A 22,403-nucleotide genomic window follows, 5' to 3' on the forward strand; every position below is an offset into this window, starting at 1 on the left:
CCACCGCGCCCGCCCCGCACCGAGGAGAAGAACCACTGGGCAAGCGACAGCCCGAAGGCCCGCCGCCCGCACCGGCAGTGCAGCGCATCCGCCTGCGCTACACCAAGCGCGGCCGCCTCCGGTTCACCAGCCACCGCGACTTCCAGCGCGCGTTCGAGCGTGCGCTGCGGCGCGCCGAGGTGCCCATGGCGTACTCGGCGGGCTTCACCCCGCACCCCAAGGTCTCGTACGCCAACGCCGCCCCCACCGGTACGGGCTCCGAGGCCGAGTACCTGGAGATCGCGCTCACCGAGCCCCGCGACCCGCGGCAACTGCGCGAGCTGCTCGACGAGTCGCTGCCGGACGGGCTCGACATCACCGACGCCGTCGAGGCCCGGACGTCCGGTCTCGCCGACCGGCTGACCGCCTCCGTCTGGGAGCTGCGGCTCGACGGGGTGACGGTCGAGGACGCCGAGCGCGCCGCCGCCGCCTTCCTCGCCGCCGACGCCGTCGAGGTGCAGCGCAAGACGAAGAACGGCATGCGCACCTTCGACGCCCGGGCCGCCGTGGCGGGCCTGGAGGCCGCTCCGGCCGCGGGCGATAGGCCCGGACAGGGGCCCTGTGCGATACTGCGGCTGGTTGTTCGGCACGTGACACCTGCCGTACGACCCGACGACGTCCTGTCCGGTCTCCGAGCTGTGGCCGACCTGGCGCCGCCGGTCCCCGCAGCGGTGACCAGGCTGGCGCAGGGGCTCTTCGACGAGGAGTCCGGCACGGTGACCGACCCGCTCGCGCCCGACCGCGAGGCAGTCACGGCCGCCCCACCCAAGGCCGCCGGACTCGCCGCCGCCCCGGAGCCGACAGGTGCGGGTTCCGCGTAGGGCGGTCGTTGTAGCGCGGCCCTGGTACTCGGGAGCCACCTGGGTCGGGCCGCGTACACCCACAGGAGACTTTCGCCAGGCCGTACGCACAAGGCGTACGGAACCGGCGAGCCAGACATAACAGCTCCCGTGCGGCGCCGCGCCAGACGCGGCGCCCGGGAGCGTGACGGGAGAACCGCCCGCATGCTCGAGCCGAACGACACCGGCAACACCGCCGGTAACCACGACGAAGAGAACAACTCACCCAGCGACACGCTGCCGCCGCGCCGCCGTCGCCGCGCCGCGTCGCGGCCCGCCGGCCCGCCGGTCACGGCGAGCGCCGCTGACGCACCGGTCGGCGAGGTCGTCGTCGAGACGTCCGCCGCCGAGCCGGCCGACGTGGCCTCCCTCGCCGAGGCGCCCAACGAGGCCCCCGAGCCCGCCCCGGCCCGCACGCGCCGCCGTGCCACCCGTAAGGCCACGGCCCCGGCGGGTGCCCCGCAGGCCGCGGAGGCCGCCGCCGAGGAGCCGCAGGCCGCCGAGGCTCCGGTCGTCGAGGCGCCGGTCGCCGAGGAGCCCGAGGCCGCTCCGGCGCGCCCGCGTCGCCGTGCCACCCGTAAGGCGACCGCTCCGGCGGGTGCCCCGCAGGTCGCGGAGGCCGCCGCCGAGGAGCCGCAGGCCGCCGAGGCTCCGGTCGTCGAGGCGCCGGTCGCCGAGGAGCCCGAGGCCGCTCCGGCGCGCCCGCGTCGCCGTGCCACCCGTAAGGCGACCGCTCCGGCGGGTGCCCCGCAGGTCGCCGAGGCCGCCGCCGAGGAGCCCGAGGCGCAGCCCGAGGCCGCCCCGGCCCCCGCGCGCCGCCGCGCCACCCGTAAGGCCACCGCCGCGGCGGGCGCCCCCAAGGCCGCCGAGGCCCCCGTCGAGGCGCCCGAGGCGCCCGAGGCGCCGGTCACCGAGGAGCCGCAGGGCGCCGAGGCACCGGTCGCCGAGGAGGCCGAGGCCGCCCCGCGCCGTACCCGCCGCCGCGCCACCCGCAAGGCGACCGCGCCCGCCGGCGCACCGCAGCCGCAGGCCGAGGCCCCGGCCGAGGAGGAGGCCGCCGAGGCGGGCGAGAGCCTGCCGGCCGACACCGTGGCGCAGATCTCCTCCGACGAGGCCGGAGCCGAGGTCGCCGCCGCCGAGGAGGCCGCCTCCCGTGGCCGTACGCGCCGCCGGGCCACCGCCCCGCAGTTCACCGCCGAGCCGGTGAAGAAGCCCGAGCAGTCCCGTGGCCGCCGTGCCGCGCGGCCCGCCGTGCCGGTCTTCCAGGCCCCGGTCTTCACCGAGCCGATGTTCCAGACCCCGGAGACCGCCGCCGCCGCGGCCGCCGCCGAGGCCGCCGAGCAGGAGGAGACCGCGGAGGCCGCCGAGACCGCCGTGCCGGCCGCCGAGGTCGCCGAGCAGCCCGAGACCGGTGGCCGTCGCCGCCGTCGCCGCCGTGGCGAGGCGGCCGAGCGGGTCGTCGAGCAGCCCGAGCATGAGGCGGAGGCCCCGGCCGCCGCCGAGGCCGAGGAGGAGCCCGAGGCCGAGGCCGAGGCCGCCGGCGAGGAGACCGACGAGTTCGAGGACCGTCCCTCGCGCCGCCGCCGCCGTGGTGGCCGCCGTCGCCGCCGTGGTGAGGCCACCGAGGAGGAGGCCGCCGAGGAGGCCGCCCGCGCCGAGGAGGAGGCCGCCGAGGAGGAGGCCGAGGAAGAGCGGGAAGAGGCCGAGGAGCACGAGGAGGCGGGCACCCCGTCCGCCGCCGGCACCAGCAGCTCGCGCCGCCGCCGTCGCCGCCGTCGCCGCAGCGGTGACACGGGCGTCGAGGCCGAGGCGACGGCCGAGGAGGACGGCGTCCGCACGGTCGTCAAGGTCCGCGAGCCGCGGTCCCTGCGGGAAAAGGGTGCGGAGCCGTCCGACGAGGTGCAGTCCATCAAGGGCTCGACCCGTCTGGAGGCGAAGAAGCAGCGCCGCCGCGAGGGCCGCGAGCAGGGCCGCCGCCGCGTCCCGATCATCACCGAGGCGGAGTTCCTCGCCCGCCGCGAGGCCGTCGAGCGTGTGATGGTCGTCCGCCAGAGCGGCGAGCGCACCCAGATCGGCGTCCTGGAAGACAACGTGCTCGTCGAGCACTACGTCAACAAGGAGCAGGCCACCAGCTACGTCGGCAACGTCTACCTGGGCAAGGTCCAGAACGTGCTGCCGTCCATGGAGGCCGCGTTCGTCGACATCGGCAAGGGCCGCAACGCCGTCCTGTACGCCGGTGAGGTCAACTTCGAGGCGCTCGGCATGGCCAACGGGCCGCGCCGCATCGAGACCGCGCTCAAGTCGGGCCAGTCCGTCCTCGTCCAGGTGACCAAGGACCCGATCGGCCACAAGGGCGCCCGCCTGACCAGCCAGGTCTCGCTGCCCGGCCGCTACCTGGTGTACGTGCCCGAGGGCTCGATGACCGGTATCAGCCGCAAGCTGCCCGACACCGAGCGCGCCCGGCTGAAGACCATCCTCAAGAAGATCGTCCCCGAGGACGCGGGCGTCATCGTGCGCACCGCCGCCGAGGGCGCGAGCGAGGACGAACTGCGCCGTGACGTCGAGCGGCTCCAGGCGCAGTGGGAGGACATCCAGAAGAAGGCGAAGAACGGCAACGCCCCGACCCTTCTCTACGGTGAGCCGGACATGACCGTCCGGGTCGTCCGCGACATCTTCAACGAGGACTTCTCGAAGGTGATCGTCAGCGGCGACGAGGCGTGGAAGACCATCCACGGGTACGTGTCGCACGTCGCGCCCGACCTGGCGGACCGGCTCCAGCGCTGGACGTCGGAGACGGACGTCTTCGCGACGTACCGGATCGACGAGCAGCTCATGAAGGCGCTGGACCGAAAGGTCTGGCTGCCGTCCGGCGGTTCGCTGGTGATCGACAAGACCGAGGCGATGGTCGTGGTCGACGTCAACACCGGCAAGTTCACCGGCCAGGGCGGCAACCTGGAGGAGACCGTCACCAGGAACAACCTGGAGGCGGCCGAGGAGATCGTGCGCCAGCTCCGGCTGCGCGACCTGGGCGGCATCGTCGTCATCGACTTCATCGACATGGTGCTGGAGTCCAACCGGGACCTGGTGCTGCGGCGCCTGCTGGAGTGCCTGGGCCGGGACCGGACGAAGCACCAGGTCGCCGAGGTCACCTCGCTGGGCCTGGTCCAGATGACCCGCAAGCGGGTGGGCCAGGGCCTGCTGGAGTCCTTCTCCGAGACCTGCGTCCACTGCAACGGCCGTGGCGTGATCGTGCACATGGAGCAGCCGGCCACCGTGGGTGGCGGCGGCAACGGCGGCAAGCGCGCCAAGAAGCGTGCCCGCGCCGCCGAGGCCGAGGCCGAGGTGGCCGAGCTGGAGACGGCGGGCGCCGAGGCGGAGCCCGAGGTCGAGACCGAGGCCGAGGTCGCGGCGGAGGTCGCCGCCCCGGTGGCGGTGGCGGAGCCGATCCGTCCGGACGAGGAGCTGTACTCCAGCGTCGCGGAGGCGGAGGCGGCCGCGGGCCGTGGCCGTTCTCGCCGCCGGGTCTCCCGCAAGGCGACGGCCCCGGCCGGTGCGCCGAAGCCGGCCGTGGAGCCCGAGCCGCAGCCGTCGGTCGCCGAGGTGGCCCCCGAGGCCATCAAGGTGGAGGCCGCGCCGGCCCTCGCCACCGCCGCCGAGGAGGCACCCGCTCCCGTGGCGGCCGAGGCCCCGCAGGGCCGCACCCGGCGCCGGGCCACCCGCAAGGCGACCGCCCCGGCTGGCCCGCCGAAGCCGGTGGTGGCCGAGGAGGAGCCCGCGCCCGAGCCCGTCCAGGAGCCGGCACCCGTCCAGGAGCAGGCCCCCGAGCCCGTCCGGGAGCCGGCGCCCGAGCCGGTCCAGGCCGAGCCCACGCCGGAGCCCGTCCAGCCGGTCGCCGAGGAGGCCCCCGTGGCCGCCCCGCCGCGTCCGCGCCGCCGGGTCGTCCGCAAGGTCACCGCTCCGGCCGGTTCCCCCGCGGGCGCCGCCGAAGCCGCGATCGTCGTCGTGAGCAGCGGTTCCACGGCGGAGCCCAAGGCCGAAGAGGCCGAGGAGGCGGTGGAGGCCGAGGAGGCGGTGGAGACCGAGGCGCCGGCCAAGAAGGCCGCGGCTCGCAAGACCGCCAAGAAGGCCACGGCGAAGAAGGCGGCCACCAAGAAGACGGCTGCCAAGAAGACGACCGCGGCGAAGAAGACGACCGCCAAGAAGGCGGCCACGAAGTCGGCGGCAAAGACCGCGAAGACGGCGAAGACGGCCAAGTCGGCCGCCAAGAAGACCGTCGCGGCCGAGCAGTAGGCTCAGGGGGCTCGCCCGGCAGTCGGTTCCGTGACCGTGGTCACGGAACCGACTGCCGAACAGTTGGTGAGCGTCGATTGAACGTTCCGCGTTCCGCCCGGGATTAGCCGGGGCCGAAGCGCGATTTCGTTTCGGAATCGATGCCTCCAACGGTTAACGGCCCCGAAATTGACTAGGAAATTCCTGATAATGTGACGCCGGTCGCTGCCGTCGGCGGGCCCCGCCCGAAGACTACGGCCGGTGACCGACCCGGTTCCGGGACAGACCGGTCCCAGCATTCCTCGGTAGGGCGTCGGCATCGCGCCGGAGGGGTAGCGCGGCCTTGTTAGCCTCCGCAACACCCTTCAGACCTCTGCCACAAAGAGCTCTTGCGGTGTTCAAGGAGGACGTCCATGCCGAGCATCAACGAGCAGCCCATCCCCGCTGCCCGCCCGGTCATCGGTGAAGAAGAGATCGAGGCCGCCGTACGCGTACTGCGCACGGGCCGCGTCGTACAGGGCCCCGAAGTGGCCGCCTTCGAGGAGGGATTCTCGGAGCTGGTCGACGGCCGCCACTGCGTCGCCGTCAACTCCGGTACGTCGGCGCTGCACCTCCTTCTGATGGCGCTGAACATCGGTCCGGGTGACGAGGTGATCGTCCCGTCCTTCTCGTTCGCCGCCTCGGCCAACGCGGTCCGCCTCGTCGGCGCCGACGTCGTCTTCGTCGACATCGAGGCCGACAGCTTCAACATCGACCCGGCCGCCGTCGAGGCCGCCATCACCCCGCGCACCGCCGCGATCATGCCGGTCCACATCTACGGCAACCCGGCCGCCATGGACAAGATCATGGCCATCGCCGAGAAGCACAAGCTCGCGGTCGTCGAGGACGCCTGCCAGGCCCACGCCGCGGCCCTGAACGGCACCCCGGTCGGCGCGTTCGGCTCCGGCGGCACGTTCAGCTTCTACCCGACCAAGAACATGCACAGCCTTGAGGGCGGCATGATCTCCACGGCCGACGCCGGGATCGCCCGCACCCTGCGCCTGCTGCGCAACCAGGGCATGGAGCAGCGGTACGCCAACGAGATCGTCGGCGCCAACATGCGCATGACCGACGTCGCCGCCGCCGTCGGCCGCGTCCAGCTCTCCAAGCTGCACGGCTGGACCGAGACGCGCATCGCCAACGCCGCGTACCTCTCCGAGAACATCACCGCGCCGAACATCGTGACCCCCGTGGTCGCCGAGGGCGCGCGGCACATCTACCACCAGTACACGATCCGCGTGCGGGGCGGCGAAGGCGCCCGCGACGCCGCGATGGCCAAGCTCACCGAGGCGGGCGTCGGCAACGCCGTGTACTACCCGACCCCGATCCACCGGCTGAAGCCGTACTGGGAGCCGGACCAGAAGGCCGGCCGGAACTGGGACCTGCCCGAGACGGAGAAGGCCGCCGCCGAGGTCGTCTCGCTGCCCGTCCACCCCTCGCTGACCCAGAACGACCTTGAGCGCATCGTCACCGCCGTGAACGCGCTGGGAGAGAACCTGTGACTGCTGCTGGACTGCGGGCCGGCCTGATCGGCCTCGGCTCCATGGGACGCCACCACGCCCGCGTACTGGCCGGACTGGACGGCGTCACCCTCGTCGGCGTCGTCGACCCGATGGGCGACAAGAACGGCTGGGCCCAGGGCGCACCCGTCCTGTCCACCGTCGAGGAACTGATCTCGCTGGGCATCGACTACGCCGTCGTCGCCTGCCCGACGGCGCTGCACGAGGAGGTCGGCCTGAAGCTGGCCGACGCCGGGGTGCACGCGCTGATCGAGAAGCCGGTCGCCGACACCGTCGAGGGCGCCCGCCGCCTCGTCGAGGCGTTCGAGTCGCGGAGCCTGGTGGCCGGCGTCGGCCACATCGAGCGCTGCAACCCGGCGCTGCGGTCGCTGCGCGCCCGTCTGGAGGCCGGCGAGCTGGGCGACGTGTACCAGGTCGTCACCCGCCGCCAGGGCCCCTTCCCGCACCGCATCGCGGACGTCGGCGTGGTCAAGGACCTCGCCACCCACGACATCGACCTGACGGGCTGGGTCACCGGCCAGCAGTACACGTCGATCGCCGCGCACACGGTGTCCAAGTCGGGCCGCCCGCACGAGGACATGGTCTCCGCCGTCGGCCAGCTCTCGGACGGCACGATGGTCAACCACCTGGTCAACTGGCTGAGCCCGCTGAAGGAACGCTTCACGTCGGTCACCGGCGAGAAGGGCTGCTTCATCGCGGACACCCTCACCGCCGACCTCACGTTCTACTCCAACGCCGCCGTCGCCACCGAGTGGGAGGCGCTGCGCGCGTTCCGCGGTGTCTCCGAGGGCGACATGATCCGCTACGCCATCCCGAAGCGCGAGCCGCTCCTCGTCGAGCACGAGCTGTTCCGCGACGCGGTCCTCGGCAAGGGCGACGACATCTGCACGCTGCGCCAGGGTCTGCGTACCGTGGAGGTGGCCGCGGCCGTCATCGACTCCGCCGACCGCGGCGTCACCGTGCGGCTCACCCCGGAGGACGTGGCCAGTTGACCACACCCGATGTCACCGTCGTGGTAGCCGTGTACAACACGATGCCGTACCTCACCGAGTGCCTGAACTCGCTGGTGGGGCAGAGCATCGGGCTGGACCGGCTCGAGGTCGTGGCCGTCGACGACGGCTCGACCGACGACAGTGGCCGGGAACTGGACCGCTTCGCGGAGAAGTACCCGAACACTGTCAAGGTGATCCATCAGGCCAACTCCGGTGGCCCGGCTGCTCCCAGCAACCGGGCCCTGGAGCTGGCCACCGGTCGTTACGTCTACTTCATCGGCTCCGACGACTACCTGGGCAAGGAAGCCCTGGAGCGCATGGTGGCCTGTGCCGACAAGCACGGCTCCGACGTCGTCGTCGGCAAGATGGTGGGCACCAACGGCCGTTACGTCCACCAGGCGCTGTTCAAGAAGAGCGACCCGGACATCTCGCTGTACGACTCGGCCCTGCCGTTCACGCTGGCCAACACCAAGCTCTTCCGCCGCGAGCTGGTGGAGAAGTACGAGCTGCGCTTCCCCGAGGACCTGCCGGTCGGCTCCGACCAGCCGTTCACCCTGGAGGCGTGCGTACGGGCCGCCAAGATCTCGGTCCTGGCGGACTACACGTACTACTACGCGGTCAAGCGCGGTGACGCCAGCAACATCACCTACCGGGCGAACCACCTGTCCCGGCTGCGCTGCACCGAGCGGATCATGCACTTCGCGGCCTCGCTGATCGAGGCGGGCCCGCAGCGCGACGCGGTCCTCAAGCGCCACTTCACCTGGGAGCTCGCCAAGCTGGTCCAGGACGACTTCCCGGCGCTGGACGCGGTGACGCGGACCGAGATCTGCGCGGGCATCGCGCGACTGGCGGACGAGTACTTCACCGACGCGCTGCGCGACTCGATGGACGTCAAGCGGCGGCTGCGGATCTGCCTGGCCCGGCGGGGCGCCGTCGAGGAGCTCGTACGGGCCATCGAGGACGAGGCCGAGCACGGCTCGCCGCCGCTGCTGCTGGAGGACGGGCGGGCCTTCGTCCGCTACCCGGGCTTCCGCGACCCGGCCGTCGGGCTGCCCGACCGGGCGTACGAGGTGATCGGCGAGGCCGTCCCCGGGCGGCTGGCCGACGTCACGTCGCTGGTCGCGGCCGAGTGGGACCAGCACGGCGACGACATGGCCGTCGACCTGACGGTACGGCTCGGGCTGACCGGCGAGACCGGCTCCGCCGTCGTGAGGCTCGCCACCAAGGCCATGCCCAAGAGCGCCGACAAGCCCGGCGCCCGCAGGCTCCCCGTAGGACACGAACTGCCCGCGCCGGTGGGGGAGTTCACCCGAAAGCCGACCGAGGACGGCGAGGGCACCCTGCTGTCCGCCCGCATCCCGGTCAAAGCCAAGAGCGCCAAGCTCGGTGTGCGTGTGTACGCCGACGTGGCAGGCTCGACGTACGAGATTCCCGTGCCGGTCCGTGGCCGGCCACTGCCCCTGGCCCGGCGCTGGCGGGAGCGGATCCCCTACCGGATCTCCGCCAACGCCAACGCCAAGGGGCGGCTGGTGATCACCACGGCCCCGCTCTGGGAGCCCTCGCTCGGCGTGGGCAAGCGACTGCGTCAACTGATGTCCCGTGTGAAGAGGAAACTGACCCGATGAATATCTGTGTAGTCGCGCTCGGCAAGATCGGCCTGCCGCTCGCCGTGCAGTTCGCCGCCAAGGGCCACAAGGTCATCGGCGCCGACGTCAACGAGAAGGTCGTCGAGCTGGTCAACGCCGGCACCGAGCCCTTCCCCGGCGAGCACGACCTCGACCGGCTGCTGAAGCAGACCGTCGACGCCGGTCTGCTGTCCGCGACCACCGACACGGCGGCCGCCGTCGCCCAGTCCGAGGCCGTCGTGGTCGTCGTCCCGCTGTTCGTGGACGCCGAGGGCACCCCCGACTTCGGCTGGATGGACGCCGCCACCAAGGCCATCGCCAAGGGCCTGAAGCCCGGCACCCTCGTCTCCTACGAGACGACCCTGCCGGTCGGCACCACCCGCACCCGCTGGGCGCCGATGCTGGAGGAGGGCTCCGGCCTGAAGGCGGGCGAGGACTTCCACCTGGTCTTCTCCCCGGAGCGCGTCCTCACCGGCCGCGTCTTCGCCGACCTGCGCCGCTACCCCAAGCTCGTCGGCGGCATCGACGACGCGTCGGCCAAGCACGGCGTCGAGTTCTACGAGCAGGTCCTCGACTTCGACGAGCGCGACGACCTGCCGCGCGCCAACGGCGTGTGGGACCTGGGCAGCGCGGAGGCCTCCGAGCTCGCCAAGCTCGCCGAGACCACCTACCGCGACGTCAACATCGGCCTGGCCAACCAGTTCGCCCGGTTCGCCGACAAGCAGGGCATCGACGTCCTGAAGGTCATCGAGGCCTGCAACAGCCAGCCCTACAGCCACATCCACCAGCCGGGCATCGCCGTCGGCGGCCACTGCATCCCGATCTACCCGCGGATGTACCTGTGGAACGACCCGGAGGCCACCGTCGTGCGCTCGGCCCGTGAGGCCAACGCCGCGATGCCCGAGTACGCCGTCGACCTGCTGGCCGCCGCGTACGGCGACCTGAAGGACGTCAACGTGCTCGTGCTGGGCGCCGCCTACCGCGGTGGCGTCAAGGAGACCGCGTTCTCCGGCGTCTTCGGCACCGTCGAGGCCCTCAAGGCCCGGGGCGCCGTCCCGTACGTCTCGGACCCGATGTACACGGCCGAGGAGCTCGCCGCGCACGGCCTGACCCCGCACCAGGGCGAGAAGGTCACCGCCGCGATCCTCCAGGCCGACCACGCCGAGTACAAGGAGCTGGCCGCCTCCGACCTGCCGGACGTCACCGTCCTGGTCGACGGCCGCCGCACCACGGACCCGGCCCGCTGGGAGGGCGTCCGCCGCGTCGTCATCGGCGGCTGACCCCCCCCCGCAACACCGCACGACCCACCGTGGCCCTGCCCCGCACACACGCGGGGCGGGGCCGACGCGCAGAAGGTTTACCCATGACCTGGTTGATCACCGGCGGCGCCGGATTCATCGGCTCCCACGTGGTGAAGGCGATGGCCGAGGGCGGCGAGCGGATCGTCGTCCTGGACGATATGAGCACGGGCCGCGCCGAGCGGCTCCCCGAGGGCGTCCCCCTGGAGGTCGGCACCGTCCTGGACCGTGCCGTCGTCGACCGCGTACTGCGCGAGCACGCCGTCACCGGCATCGTGCACATCGCGGGCAAGAAGCAGGTCGCCGAGTCGGTCGCCAAGCCGCTGTACTACTACCACGAGAACGTCGAGGGCCTCCGTACGCTCCTGGAGGGCGCCGTCGAGGCCGGTGTGTCCCGGTTCCTGTTCTCGTCCTCGGCCGCCGTGTACGGCATGCCCGACGTGGACCTGGTCACCGAGGACACGCCGTGTGCGCCCATCAACCCGTACGGCGAGACCAAGCTGGCCGGCGAGTGGCTGGTCACGGCGACCGGCAGAACGTACGGCATGGCGACCGCGTCACTGCGGTACTTCAACGTGGCGGGCGCCGCCACGCCCGAGCTGGGCGACGACGGCGTCTTCAACCTCGTACCGATGGTCTTCGAACGGCTCACCGCCGGTGAGCAGCCCCGGGTCTTCGGCGACGACTACCCGACGCCCGACGGCACCTGCATCCGCGACTACATCCACGTCGAGGACATCGCCTCCGCGCACGTCGCCGCAGCCCGCCGGCTCGCGGCCGACCCGGAAGCCTCACTGATCATGAACATCGGCCGTGGCGAGGGCGTCTCCGTCACGGAGATGGTCGGGATCATCCAGGACGTCACCGGCCGCACCGACATCAAGCCGCTCGTCACCGAGCGCCGCCCCGGCGACCCGGCCCGCGTGGTGGCCTCCGCCGCCCGCATCGCCGAGGAGCTGGGCTGGAGCGCGCGGTACGGGGTGCGCGAGATGGTCGAGTCCGCGTGGGCGGGCTGGCAGCTCCGCCACCCGTAAGCAACCGCACACGGCGAAGGGCCCCGGGATCGCTCCCGGGGCCCTTTCGCGTACGGCCTACTCCTCGCCGAGGAAGAGCTTGTCGAAGACCTTGCTCACGACCGGCCAGTCCCACGTCGACAGCGCGTACTCCGAGGCCAGCTTCCCGGCGTTCTGCCACGCCTCCTCGGTCGCCGTCGTCTCCAGGATCCGCTGGGCGGCCTCCTCCGTGGAGCCGACGACCCAGCCCTCCGGGTACAGCGTGCGGGCGCTGTTGGGCTTGCCCGCGTAGAACGGCCAGTCGCGGGAGACGGGGACGGCGGCGCTCGCCGCGCCCTCCATCAGGCCCACGTGGCAGCCCTCACGCACCGAGGAGGACAGGATCACGCCGATGTCGGTGAGCGCCGACGGCACGTCGTCGGTCGGGCCGAGCTTCAGCACGACGCCTTCCTCGATGAGCGGGGCGATCTCCTTGTCGAACTGGCGCCGGTAGTCGCGGGTGGCCCGGCTGGTCTTCGGGTTCATGTCGCCGCCCACCAGCAGCAGCCGGTAGCGCTCGTCGTGCTCCCGCACCCGCCGCAGCACGTCCACGGCCCACATCGGGTCCTTGGCGACCTGGCTGATGCCCACCAGGCCCAGGTTGAAGCGGGCGTCGGCGGACTTGGGGCGGGCGAAGCCCGACAGGTCCATGGCGTTGTCGATGAGGTGCGCCCGGGGCGCGTCGTCGCCGCGCAGCATCGGCACCAGCGACTCGACGAGGTCCTTCACGTGCGGGGCGACGTAGACCAAGTCGTCGATCCGCGAGAAGTCCGTCATGTGCGGCCAGCGGGTGAACGCCTCGTAGCTGTGCAGCCGGACGACGATCCGGGTGTCGCCCGGGTCGATCGTCGTCAGCATCGCCGCCGGGCCGACCGACCAGTCCAGGAAGACGGTGTCCGCCCAGTCCAGGTACGGCCGCATCAGCCGCTCGACTTCCTCCTGGTAGGTGCTGGTACCGCCGGCCATGCGGTCCTCCAGCACCCGGCGGCCCGCCCACGCGATCCGCTTGAGGGCCTTCTGCGCCGCGAGGTCCAGGTACCGCAGCTCCACGCCCTGGTGGTTGCCGTACCGGTCCAGGATGTGGTGCAGGAAGTTGTCGTTGGCGCTGGTGGTGACCAGCAGCCGCAGCGGGCGGTCCTTGGGGGCCGGCGCGGCGGGCGTCCGCCTGCCCTGCGGGCGGGCGAGGGTCTGCATGGCCTTGGAGCGGTACAGCGGGGCGACGAAGCCCTCGGCGTCCTTGGCCAGCGGGGAGGAGAGCTGGTCGATGTGCAGCACCCGGTGGAAGGCCAGGAACAGCGCCCGGTCGAGTGCGAAGGACGCCTTCTCGTAGTCGCCCTGGGCGAACTGGGCGTCGGCGTGCGCGAGCTGAGCGGCGACCGCCTTGCCCAGGTCACGCGGGTTGAGCCCCTTGCCCAGCTCCTTCATCACGGCCTCGTCCAGCAACTGCGCCTTGAGCCCCAGGTCGGGGATCTTCGACGCGGCGGCGGCGAGCGCCAGGGCGGCGCCGCTGGTGCGGCCCGCCCACTGCATGCCCTCGGCCACGTAACGGGAGGTCGCGATGCGCACCTTGGCCGGCACGCCGGGCGCGGTGACGGCCGTGCGCCACATCCGGGCGCCCACGGTGGAGCGCATCACCGGGCGGGCGGTGGCGTGCCGCATGACGGTGGCGGGCAGCCCGTCCATGGAGCGGCGCACGTTCTGCTTGACGACGTCCAGCGGCGGCAGGACGCCACGGCCGGCGGCGGAGCCCTTGGCCTTGACCCGCTCGACGGCCTTCAGGGCCGGCGCCAGGCCGAAGTGGGCCTCCTCGACGCGGTAGTACTGCGCCAGGCGCCACACCGTGTAGACGGCGCCCGCGTCGAGCGCCACCAGGACGTCGGCCTTGCGGGCGAGCTGGCGCAGTTTGCCGTCGCGCTGGCACTGCATCCACACCTTCATGCCGCCGGGCGCCGTACGGGCCTTGCGGCGCAGCGCCGTGCTGCGGAAGTTGAGGTTGCGCGGGAGCTGGAGGGTGCCGTCCAGCTCCATGGCGGCGAGTTCCTCGGCGACCGGCTCCAGGTGGAAGGTACCGGCGAGGTACGTCTTCGCGCCCGCGGCGCGGAACTTGCGCACCGAGTCGGCGAACACGCCCACCTGGGGGCGGACGCTGGCGATGAACAGGACGTTGGTCACAGGGACGGTCCTCCGGCGACGATCTGGTTCTCGGCGGGGGAGGCCGCGTCCGCGGTGTCCGCCCGCTCCGCCGTGAGGGCGGTGTAGTCGTCGATCAGTTGCTTCACGGCGGCGGTCATCAGCGCCTCGCGGGTGAACTGGTCGGCGTGCGCCATGGCTTCGGCGTGCACCTCGTCGCTCGTCTCGACCGCCATGTGCGCGGCCTTGATGAACGATTCGGTCAGCCCCTCCTCGTCGATGCCGACGGCGCCCGTCCACAGCGGGTGGCCGCGCAGCACGTTGGAGGCGTCGTGCTCGACGACGTGCGCCGAGACGATCGGCAGACCGGTCGCCATGTACTCGTACACCTTGCCGGAGGTGACGTAACGGCCGCCGATGAGGATGAGGACCATCGCGTCCCAGCGGGCGTAGATGGACGCCACCTCGGCCTTGGCGGCGGGGCCGCCGAAGCGTACGCCGTCGACCTCGGCCTGCTTGAGGACCTCGGCGTGCCGGTTGGCCTCGCGGCCGGAGCCGTTGCCGATGTGGCCGCGCACCTCGAAGGTGGCGTTGGCCAGCAGCGGCTCCTTCTCGCGGGCCGCGCGCCAGGCGTTGAGCACGGTCTCCAGGTGCGGGACCGTGAAGTTGACGGTGCCGAGGTAGCCGAACGCCAGGCCCGCCTCGGGGTTGGCGCGGTGCGCCTTGCCGGGCGAGCTGTCGGCGTCGTAGCCGTTGCGCACGACGTGGACGCGGTCGGCGAAGTCGGGGTAGCGGGTGCGGTAGTGCTCCGCGATCGGGTCGTTGACGACCCACAGGGACAGCGCGTTGTCGAGGATCTTCTGCTCCCAGCGACCCTCGGCGGAGTCGCGGGAGAATGCCTCGACGCCGTCGATGACGTCGATGGACCAGCCGTCGCGGAAGTCCACCGCGTACGGGACCTTCGCCTCCTCCCACAGCTTCCACGCCGCGGCGAGGTTGACGTAGGGGACGCAGCTCGCGAGCAGCAGGTCGGCCGGGTGCTCGCCGTGGATGCGGAGCACGGCCTGCTCCAGATCCTCGCGCCACTCACCGAAGTTGGGCTCGGGGAAAGGCTCCATCTGGCGACGGCGCAGCCGCGTCACCCACCCGTTCGGGTTGAGTGCGCGCTCCTCGCTGTACAGACGGATGTCCGTCTCCAGGTCCTCACGCACCAGCGGGAGTTCGACGACCTTGATCTTCGGATCGACCTGCTCCAGGAGGGTGAGGTCGACGCCGGAGTCCCTTTCCCACGACTCCTGCGCGATGGTGACGACGGTGACGTCCCAGCCCTGGTTGATGAACTGGTTCGCGGTCTCGCGCATGCGGTACGCGCAGCTCTTGGCCGCGGGCGGGAAGCCGATGGCGAGGTAGATCACATGGGGCCGCTTGCCTGCCGCGGGCAGCCCGGACCTGGGAGACGCTGACATAACCGGTGACGCTAGCACGGTGACATGTACGGAAAAGTGCCTCTTGAGAGGACCTGTCCGGTCACGCGTGCCGGCTGCCTCCCTTCCACTCTTCCATGATCCGGACAACGTTCTGGGCGGCCCGCCCGTCGCCGTACGGGGTGCCCGGGTCCGCCGTGGGCACCGCGCGGGTCACGGTCGCGGCCCACTCGTCGGCGGACAGCGTGTGCGGGTCGGGAACAAGGACGTTCCAGCCCGTGTCCACGGTTTCCACCCACTCCGTCTCGGGACGGATGGTGGTGGTGATGCGCTCCAGCAGGAACGCCTCCTTCTGCAGACCGCCCGAGTCGGTGACCACACCGGCGGAGGCGAGCACGGCGGCGACCAGACCGGCGTACGGCAGCGGACGGCCGACGTGCACGGAACCGGTGTTCAGCTCGATGCCGTGCTCCTCGGCACGCGCGACCAGGCGCGGGTGGGCGAGCAGCGCGACCGGGACCGGGAGGCCGGCCAGCGAGTCGATGATGGCGCGCAGCCGCTCCGGGTCGTCGGTGTTGTCCGGCCGGTGCAGTGTGGCCAGCAGGAACGGCTTCGAAGGGTCGATGCCCTCGGGCAGCACGGGCGCGGGGTGCTTCCCGGCCAGCACGTCGTCCCGGATCTTCAGGCAGATGTCGACCATCACGTCGCCGGCCAGCACGGCACGGTCCTTGAGGCCCTCGTCGGCGAGGTGGCGCATGGCCTCCTCGGTCGGGGCGAGCAGGACGTCGGCGCAGTGGTCGGTCAGGACGCGGTTGTGCTCCTCCGGCATGCGCCGGTTGAAGGAGCGCAGGCCCGCCTCCAGGTGGGCGACCGGCAGGTGCATCTTCACGGCCGAAAGGGCACCGGCGATGGTGGAGTTGGTGTCGCCGTAGACCAGGACCCAGTCCGGCTTCTCGCGCTCCAGGACCGGGTCGAGCGCGGAGAGCACCGCACCGGTCTGGACGCCGTGGCTGCCGGAACCGACGCCCAGGTGGACGTCCGGGTCAGGGATGCCGAGGCCGTCGAAGAAGACGTCGGAGAGGTCGGCGTCGTAGTGCTGCCCGGTGTGCACGATGAAGTGCTCGTGCTCCGTCTCGGCGAACGCCGCCGCGATGGGAGCGAGCTTCACCAATTGGGGACGTGCGCCGACGATGCTGATGACTTTCACTGAGCACTCTTCTTCTACTGGGACAGGTCAATGAGGGAGGCGTGCCGTGCCATCGTAGGCAATGGCCGGGATGACCAGGCCCGCGGCCGGAGCACTGGCCGGAACGCCCGGGTCCGACGGCGGTGGTCAGACATGGTCAGAAGCCGCGTGCGCACCGGTGAACGGCTGGGATAACGATTCCATGAACAGTTGACGACGAGGTTTCGCGCCGCTTTTCCGGTGAGGTCAGGGCCGTACCGAGCGGGGGCCCAGGCATTCCGCGCCGTGCGCCGCCACGCGCCGCCGCAGCTCCCGGTCGGCCGTCACCACCACGCACCCGCGCCCCGCCGCGGCCGCCTCGGCCGCCAGCTCCACGATCCGGTCGTCGCCGCTGCCCGGCGCCTCGTCGACCCGCACGCCCGGCACCGGCCCCACGCCCCGGGCCCGCCCCTCGACGACGAGGACCACGTCCAGCGGGCCCGGATGCCCGGCGACCCCGCCCGAGGCGTAGGGGACGAGCCGGTCACGCAGCCGCTCGGCGGCTCCGCGGCGGTCCCGCCACCAACCGTCGGGCACGGAACCGACGACGTTCGCGGCGTCGACGACGAGGAGAGTCAGCACGCCACGAGGGTCCCACGCGGACGCACCCGGTTGGGCCTTCCGGGGGACTGGGGAACACGCGCCAAAATGCTATGGTCGCGCAAGCTTGGGGGAACTGTGCGTGAACTGTTTGAACTGTTCAGGGGAAGGTCGGCGGTGAGCCATGGCGGTGTGGTCCGCGCGGAAGTCCAAGCGGCCGGCGGACGTCCCGTCGCGCCGTAGCGCCGCCGCCCCCGGCGTCCCGCTCCCCGACGCCTCCCTCCCGGCGACCACCGACTGGCTGGTGCGCGGCAAGGACGGCCGCCTCACGGCGTACGCCCCGGTCGAGGGAGCCGTGCTGCGCTGGACCGAGAAGCACCCGGGCGGCCCCGAGTGGACCGGCCCCGAGTCGTTCCCGGCGCCGGACATCGTGCCGTACCTCTCCATAGCCCAGGGCTCCGACGGCTACGTCCACCTGGTGTCGCTGCGCCGCACGCGCCTCGCGGACGGCACGCCCGCCACCGACGTGGTCTTCGCGCTCCAGTACCAGTCCGGCCTGGCCGTGCGCGACTGGGCCGTGGTCGGCAACCCGTACCCGAACGACCCGGCGCTCGCCGCGCGGATCGGGCTGCCCACGGGCCTCATCGACTCCGAGGGATCGCTGCACGTCTTCGTGCGCAACGTGGGCGGCGGGATCTGCGGGCGCGCCTCGGTGCCGTCGGGCAAGTGGAACAAGTGGGCCGACCTGAAGGGCAGCGGGATCACCGGCGCGATCTCGGCGTCGATCACCTCCGACGGGCTGATGGAGCTCGTCGCGCCGACGGAGGACCACATCCTGCGCTGGACGCAGGAGACCAAGGGCGTGAAGTTCCAGCGGGCGGAGGACATCGCGGCCAGGGCCCAGGCGGGCTCCCTGTCCACGGAGCGCACCGGCCCCGGCCGCCTCACCCACTTCTGGCACGACGCCGACGACGGTACGGTCCGGGCCTGGCGCCCCTCCGACAAGGCCCCGTCCGCGCTCGGCACCGGCGCGGGCACCGGTCCGGTCGCCCTGCTGCGCACCGCCGTGGACGGCCACGACTGCACGGTCATGGCCCGCCGGGACGCCGCCACCGGCCGCCCGGCCCTCGCCGCCTACCCCACCGAGGACGAGGCCCTCGGCGCCACCTGGACGCTCACCGGCGACCCCTGCGTGGGCGCCCCGGCACTCGGCGTCGACGGCCGGGGACGTGTCGTCATGGCCGCCTTCGGTACGGACGGCACGCTGCGCGTCGCCCGCCAGAAGCCGGAGCCGGGGCTCGCGCTGGGGGCGTGGACGCGGGTGTGAGGCGTGGCGCGCCCGGGTGCGGGCGCGGCAGCGCGAAGGGCCCCGGGGGATCCCCGGGGCCCTTCGTCGTCCGCTGCGCGGACGTCAGGCGGCGCGCTCGGTGAGCGTGCCGTCCTTCTCCTCGTACAGCGCGCCGCTCTTCGGGCACTCCCACACGCCGGGCTCGCCGTCCCGCTCCACCAGCCGCACGCCCTCCCGGCCGACCCAGCCGATCTGCCGTGCCGGGACGCCCACGACCAGCGCGAAGTCCGGGACGTCCTTGGTGACGACCGCGCCGGCGGCCACCATCGCCCAGCGGCCGATCTCCAGCGGGGCCACGCACACCGAGCGCGCGCCGATCGAGGCGCCGTCGGCGATCTTCACGCCCACGGCCTCCCAGTCGCCGCCGCGCTTCTGCTTGAAGTCCGGGTCGACGGAGCGCGGGTTGTGGTCGTTGGTGAGGACGACGGCGGGGCCGATGAAGACGCCGTCGCCGAGCTCGGCCGGCTCGTAGACCAGGGCGTAGTTCTGGAGCTTGCAGTTGTCGCCCATGCGCACGCCCGTGCCGACGTACGCACCGCGGCCGATCACGCAGCCCTCGCCGAGCTTCGCGTCCTCGCGGATCTGCGCGAGCTCCCAGACGCTGCTGCCCGCGCCGATCTCGGCGCTGTCGGCGACCTGGGCGGTGGGCTGGACCCTGTAGTTCACTGTGCTCTGCCTTCCGGTGTGCGGCTTCCCGCGGCTTGCCCGGTGAGCATACGGGCGGCGGGCCCGACGGGGTCCGGACGGGCCGGTTTGACCCGTGGGAGCGCGGACCGTAACCTTGACCGTCGGCGTGTTTCCATGCGCGCCAACTCCTGAGCACCTCCCTCCGGTCGATGATCCGGAGAGGCCGCTCATCCCACCCGGACAGTCACGGACCCGCCGGTCCGTGCGAGCGGCTGGCATCAGGGGTTTCCGTTCCGAGCGAGAGAGAGATCCGCGTGTACGCCATCGTGCGCAGCGGTGGTCGCCAGCACAAGGTTGCTGTCGGCGACATCGTTGAGGTTGACAAGATTTCCACTGCCAAGGTTGGCGACACGGTCGAGCTCTCGACCCTGCTCGTTGTCGACGGCGACGCTGTGACCAGCGACCCGTGGGTGCTGGCCGGCATCAAGGTCCAGGCCGAGGTCGTGGACCACCACAAGGGCGCCAAGATCGACATCCTGCGCTACAAGAACAAGACCGGCTACCGCCGTCGTCAGGGCCACCGCCAGCAGTACACGGCGATCAAGGTCACTGCGATCCCCACGGCTGCGAAGTAAGGGACTGAGGAGACATGGCACACAAGAAGGGCGCATCGTCCACCCGGAACGGTCGCGACTCCAACGCTCAGCGGCTCGGCGTGAAGCGCTTCGGCGGTCAGGTCGTCAACGCCGGTGAGATCCTGGTCCGCCAGCGTGGCACGCACTTCCACCCCGGCTCGGGCGTCGGCCGTGGCGGCGACGACACGCTGTTCGCGCTTCAGGCCGGTGCGGTGCAGTTCGGCACGTTCCGTGGCCGCAAGGTCGTGAACATCGTTCCGACCGCTGCCTGATCCACTTTCGCGGAGGCGGACCTCACTTCCCGTACGTATCGGGAAGCGGGTCCGCCTTTCGCGTGTTACCACGTAGACATTTCCGTACGTAACTGGAGGCACAGAACATGACCACCTTCGTGGACCGCGTCGAGCTGCATGTCGCCGCGGGTAACGGAGGCCACGGCTGTGCCTCCGTCCACCGTGAGAAGTTCAAGCCGCTCGGCGGCCCCGACGGGGGCAACGGCGGCCGGGGCGGCGATGTGATCCTGGTCGTGGACCAGTCGATCACCACGCTGCTGGACTACCACCACTCGCCGCACCGCAAGGCCACGAACGGCAAGCCCGGCGAGGGCGGCAACCGCTCCGGCAAGGACGGCCAGGACCTGATCCTGCCGGTGCCGGACGGCACGGTCGTGCTGGACAAGAAGGGCAACGTGCTGGCCGACCTGGTCGGGCACGGCACGTCGTACGTCGCCGCCGAGGGCGGCCGGGGCGGGCTCGGCAACGCGGCGCTGGCCTCGGCCCGCCGCAAGGCGCCCGGCTTCGCGCTGCTGGGCGAGCCGGGGCGGTCCGGCGACATCGTCCTGGAGCTGAAGACGGTCGCGGACGTGGCCCTGGTGGGCTACCCCAGCGCGGGCAAGTCCTCGCTGATCTCGGTACTGTCCGCCGCCAAGCCGAAGATCGCGGACTACCCGTTCACCACGCTCGTGCCGAACCTGGGCGTGGTCACCGCCGGGTCGACCGTCTACACCATCGCCGACGTCCCCGGCCTGATCCCCGGCGCCAGCCAGGGCCGCGGCCTGGGCCTGGAGTTCCTCCGCCACGTCGAGCGCTGCTCGGTGCTGGTGCACGTGCTGGACACGGCGACGCTGGAGTCCGACCGTGACCCGGTGACCGACCTGGACGTCATCGAGGAGGAGCTGAAGCAGTACGGCGGCCTCGACGACCGGCCCCGCATCGTCGTCCTCAACAAGATCGACATCCCGGACGGCAAGGACCTCGCGGACATGATCCGCCCCGACCTGGAGGCGCGCGGCTACCGCGTCTTCGAGGTCTCCGCCGTCGCCCACCTGGGCCTGAAGGAGCTGTCCTTCGCGCTGGCCGAGATCGTCGCCAAGGCGCGCGCGGCCAAGCCCAAGGAGGAGGCGACCCGGATCGTCATCCGCCCGAAGGCGGTCGACGACGCGGGCTTCACGGTCACGCAGGAGGAGGACGGCCTCTTCCGCGTGCGCGGCGAGAAGCCGGAGCGCTGGGTGCGCCAGACGGACTTCAACAACGACGAGGCCGTCGGCTACCTGGCGGACCGCCTCAACCGCCTCGGCGTCGAGGAGGAGCTGATGAAGGCCGGAGCCCGCGCGGGCGACGGCGTGGCCATCGGCCCCGAGGAGGACGCGGTCGTCTTCGACTGGGAGCCCACGATGATGGCGGGCGCGGAGATGCTCGGCCGTCGTGGCGAGGACCACCGCATGGAGGCCCCGCGCCCGGCCGCGCAGCGCCGCAAGGACCGCCAGGCGGAGCGGGACGAGGCGCAGCGCGAGTTCGAGGGCTTCGAGCCCTTCTGACACTGACCGGCTTGCGCCGGCCGGCGCCCCCGCGCCCCCGCGCCCCCGCGCCCCCGCCCCGTGCTCCTGGAGCCCGGGCGGGGGCGCCGTCGTGTGGGGGACGGCGCCGGCCGGGGCGCCCCGGGGGAGCGGTGGGCGCGGGGCCTGTTGCCGCGGGGTGCGAACGGGCTCGATGATGTGTACTCGACACGTCTGAAGGGGGCAGCCGTGAGTGACCCGACGCCGACGCCGCCGAGTGCCTTACCGCCCATGCCTCCCGCCCCGCCGCCCGCGGCCGGGGAGCCGCCGGTGGACGGGCCGGGGGCACCGCCCGGGGAGCCACCGGCGCCGGAGGAGCGCCGCGAGCGCAGGCTGGGGGAGATCGCGGCGCTGATCTCGGCCCTGGCCGCCGTGGCGGGTCTGCTCCTGGGCTTCCTCGGCCTGCCGACCGTGGTCAACTCGCCCACGGCGCGCAACGTCACCTCCACGGTGACCGCGACGGTCACCGCCACCGTCACGGCCACGGTGACCGCACCCGCACCCGCCCCCGGCGCGTCCGGCACGGCCGGACCGCCGAGCCCCGCGCCGCTGCCCTCGGGGGTCGTGCCGCTGACCGACCTCTCGCCACTGTCCGGCGGCGACGCGTTCGACCTCCGCTCGGTCACCATGGGCGGGAAGACGCACGAGCAGGCCATGGTCCTGACGTACTCGTGCCAGGTGAGCTCCGTGGAGTACAGCATCAACGAGCGCTACCGGTCGCTCACCCTCACCGTCGGACTCGACGACAACGGCACGGCCGACGTGGTCGAGGTGACGGTCGCCACGGACGGCACGGTACGGAAGACCGTCGGTGCCGAGATCAACCGGCCGACGACCGTCACCGTCGACGTGACGGGCGCCGCCAGGCTCAAGATCACCGCCGGCAACTGCGAAAGCGACGGAGTCGTCCTCGCGCTCGCGGACGCCACCCTCCGCTCCTGATGCCGGGAGCGCGTCGAAAAAAGCG

17 protein-coding genes are annotated in these 22,403 nt (G+C 72.3%); 12 read left to right on the plus strand and 5 right to left on the minus strand.

Annotated elements, in window-relative coordinates; genetic code table 11:
- Positions 1 to 77 precede the first annotated feature (77 nt).
- The 7 genes from ACZ46W_RS11030 to galE all read left to right on the plus strand — a co-directional run bounded on the left by ACZ46W_RS11030 (position 78) and on the right by galE (position 11,655).
- Complete coding sequence (locus tag ACZ46W_RS11030) at positions 78 to 860, plus strand: TIGR03936 family radical SAM-associated protein (RefSeq protein ID WP_468334811.1); 783 nt, start codon at positions 78 to 80, stop codon at positions 858 to 860.
- A gap of 183 nt (positions 861 to 1,043) precedes the next feature.
- Positions 1,044 to 5,168 carry an Rne/Rng family ribonuclease gene (locus ACZ46W_RS11035; protein ID WP_468334814.1) on the plus strand — a complete coding sequence of 1,375 codons (4,125 nt, stop codon included), beginning with the start codon at positions 1,044 to 1,046 and terminating at the stop codon, positions 5,166 to 5,168.
- Between the two features lie 392 nt (positions 5,169 to 5,560).
- A complete protein-coding gene (locus tag ACZ46W_RS11040; RefSeq protein WP_366129565.1) occupies positions 5,561 to 6,688 on the plus strand; it encodes a DegT/DnrJ/EryC1/StrS family aminotransferase in 1,128 nt (375 codons plus the stop codon).
- Complete coding sequence (locus ACZ46W_RS11045) at positions 6,685 to 7,698, plus strand: Gfo/Idh/MocA family protein (protein WP_468334817.1); 1,014 nt, start codon at positions 6,685 to 6,687, stop codon at positions 7,696 to 7,698. The genes ACZ46W_RS11040 and ACZ46W_RS11045 overlap by 4 nt, the downstream gene beginning before the upstream one ends.
- Positions 7,695 to 9,323, plus strand: coding sequence for a glycosyltransferase family 2 protein (locus ACZ46W_RS11050; RefSeq protein WP_468334820.1), 1,629 nt, complete (start codon positions 7,695 to 7,697; stop codon positions 9,321 to 9,323). Before ACZ46W_RS11045 ends, ACZ46W_RS11050 begins: the two co-directional genes overlap by 4 nt.
- The gene (locus tag ACZ46W_RS11055; RefSeq protein ID WP_468334823.1) at positions 9,320 to 10,603 is read left to right on the plus strand and encodes a nucleotide sugar dehydrogenase; all 1,284 of its coding nucleotides are present in this window, start codon (positions 9,320 to 9,322) and stop codon (positions 10,601 to 10,603) included. Before ACZ46W_RS11050 ends, ACZ46W_RS11055 begins: the two co-directional genes overlap by 4 nt.
- Positions 10,604 to 10,686: 83 nt before the next feature.
- Positions 10,687 to 11,655, plus strand: coding sequence for a UDP-glucose 4-epimerase GalE (galE, locus tag ACZ46W_RS11060; RefSeq protein ID WP_468334826.1), 969 nt, complete (start codon positions 10,687 to 10,689; stop codon positions 11,653 to 11,655).
- A 57-nt stretch (positions 11,656 to 11,712) separates the two neighbouring features.
- On the opposite strand, the gene ACZ46W_RS11065 is transcribed toward galE, so the two are convergent.
- The 4 genes from ACZ46W_RS11065 to ACZ46W_RS11080 all read right to left on the minus strand — a co-directional run bounded on the left by ACZ46W_RS11065 (position 11,713) and on the right by ACZ46W_RS11080 (position 17,034).
- Complete coding sequence (locus ACZ46W_RS11065; RefSeq protein ID WP_468334829.1) at positions 11,713 to 13,845, minus strand: glycosyltransferase family protein; 2,133 nt, start codon at positions 13,843 to 13,845, stop codon at positions 11,713 to 11,715.
- On the minus strand, positions 13,842 to 15,218 hold the full coding sequence (locus ACZ46W_RS11070; protein WP_468336922.1) for a glycosyltransferase: 1,377 nt from the start codon (positions 15,216 to 15,218) through the stop codon (positions 13,842 to 13,844). Before ACZ46W_RS11070 ends, ACZ46W_RS11065 begins: the two co-directional genes overlap by 4 nt.
- Before the next feature lie 112 nt (positions 15,219 to 15,330).
- Positions 15,331 to 16,434 carry a non-hydrolyzing UDP-N-acetylglucosamine 2-epimerase gene (gene wecB / locus ACZ46W_RS11075; RefSeq protein WP_468334832.1) on the minus strand — a complete coding sequence of 368 codons (1,104 nt, stop codon included), beginning with the start codon at positions 16,432 to 16,434 and terminating at the stop codon, positions 15,331 to 15,333.
- Between the two features lie 225 nt (positions 16,435 to 16,659).
- Entirely contained in the window at positions 16,660 to 17,034 is a 375-nt protein-coding gene (locus tag ACZ46W_RS11080) for a PIN domain-containing protein (RefSeq protein WP_468334835.1), read from the minus strand.
- Positions 17,035 to 17,176: 142 nt separating this feature from the next.
- Between ACZ46W_RS11080 and ACZ46W_RS11085 the strand changes: the two genes are divergently transcribed.
- The gene (locus tag ACZ46W_RS11085) at positions 17,177 to 18,319 is read left to right on the plus strand and encodes a PLL family lectin (protein ID WP_468334837.1); all 1,143 of its coding nucleotides are present in this window, start codon (positions 17,177 to 17,179) and stop codon (positions 18,317 to 18,319) included.
- A gap of 84 nt (positions 18,320 to 18,403) precedes the next feature.
- Here ACZ46W_RS11085 and ACZ46W_RS11090 read toward each other — a convergent pair whose 3' ends face one another.
- Positions 18,404 to 19,006 (minus strand): acyltransferase, encoded by a 603-nt coding sequence (locus ACZ46W_RS11090; protein ID WP_468334840.1) that lies wholly within the window; start codon positions 19,004 to 19,006, stop codon positions 18,404 to 18,406.
- 275 nt (positions 19,007 to 19,281) lie between these two features.
- Here ACZ46W_RS11090 and rplU point away from each other — a divergent pair, with 275 nt between their 5' ends.
- From rplU to ACZ46W_RS11110, 4 genes are all read left to right on the plus strand, one after another.
- Complete coding sequence (rplU, locus tag ACZ46W_RS11095; protein ID WP_017944922.1) at positions 19,282 to 19,602, plus strand: 50S ribosomal protein L21; 321 nt, start codon at positions 19,282 to 19,284, stop codon at positions 19,600 to 19,602.
- Between the two features lie 14 nt (positions 19,603 to 19,616).
- Complete coding sequence (gene rpmA, locus ACZ46W_RS11100; protein ID WP_156694431.1) at positions 19,617 to 19,874, plus strand: 50S ribosomal protein L27; 258 nt, start codon at positions 19,617 to 19,619, stop codon at positions 19,872 to 19,874.
- Positions 19,875 to 19,981: 107 nt separating this feature from the next.
- Positions 19,982 to 21,418, plus strand: coding sequence for a GTPase ObgE (gene obgE / locus ACZ46W_RS11105; protein WP_468334844.1), 1,437 nt, complete (start codon positions 19,982 to 19,984; stop codon positions 21,416 to 21,418).
- A 249-nt stretch (positions 21,419 to 21,667) separates the two neighbouring features.
- A complete protein-coding gene (locus ACZ46W_RS11110; RefSeq protein WP_468334847.1) occupies positions 21,668 to 22,378 on the plus strand; it encodes an NPCBM/NEW2 domain-containing protein in 711 nt (236 codons plus the stop codon).
- The last annotated feature ends 25 nt before the right edge of the window (positions 22,379 to 22,403 follow it).

Source organism: Streptomyces sp. NPDC031064 (assembly GCF_055570965.1).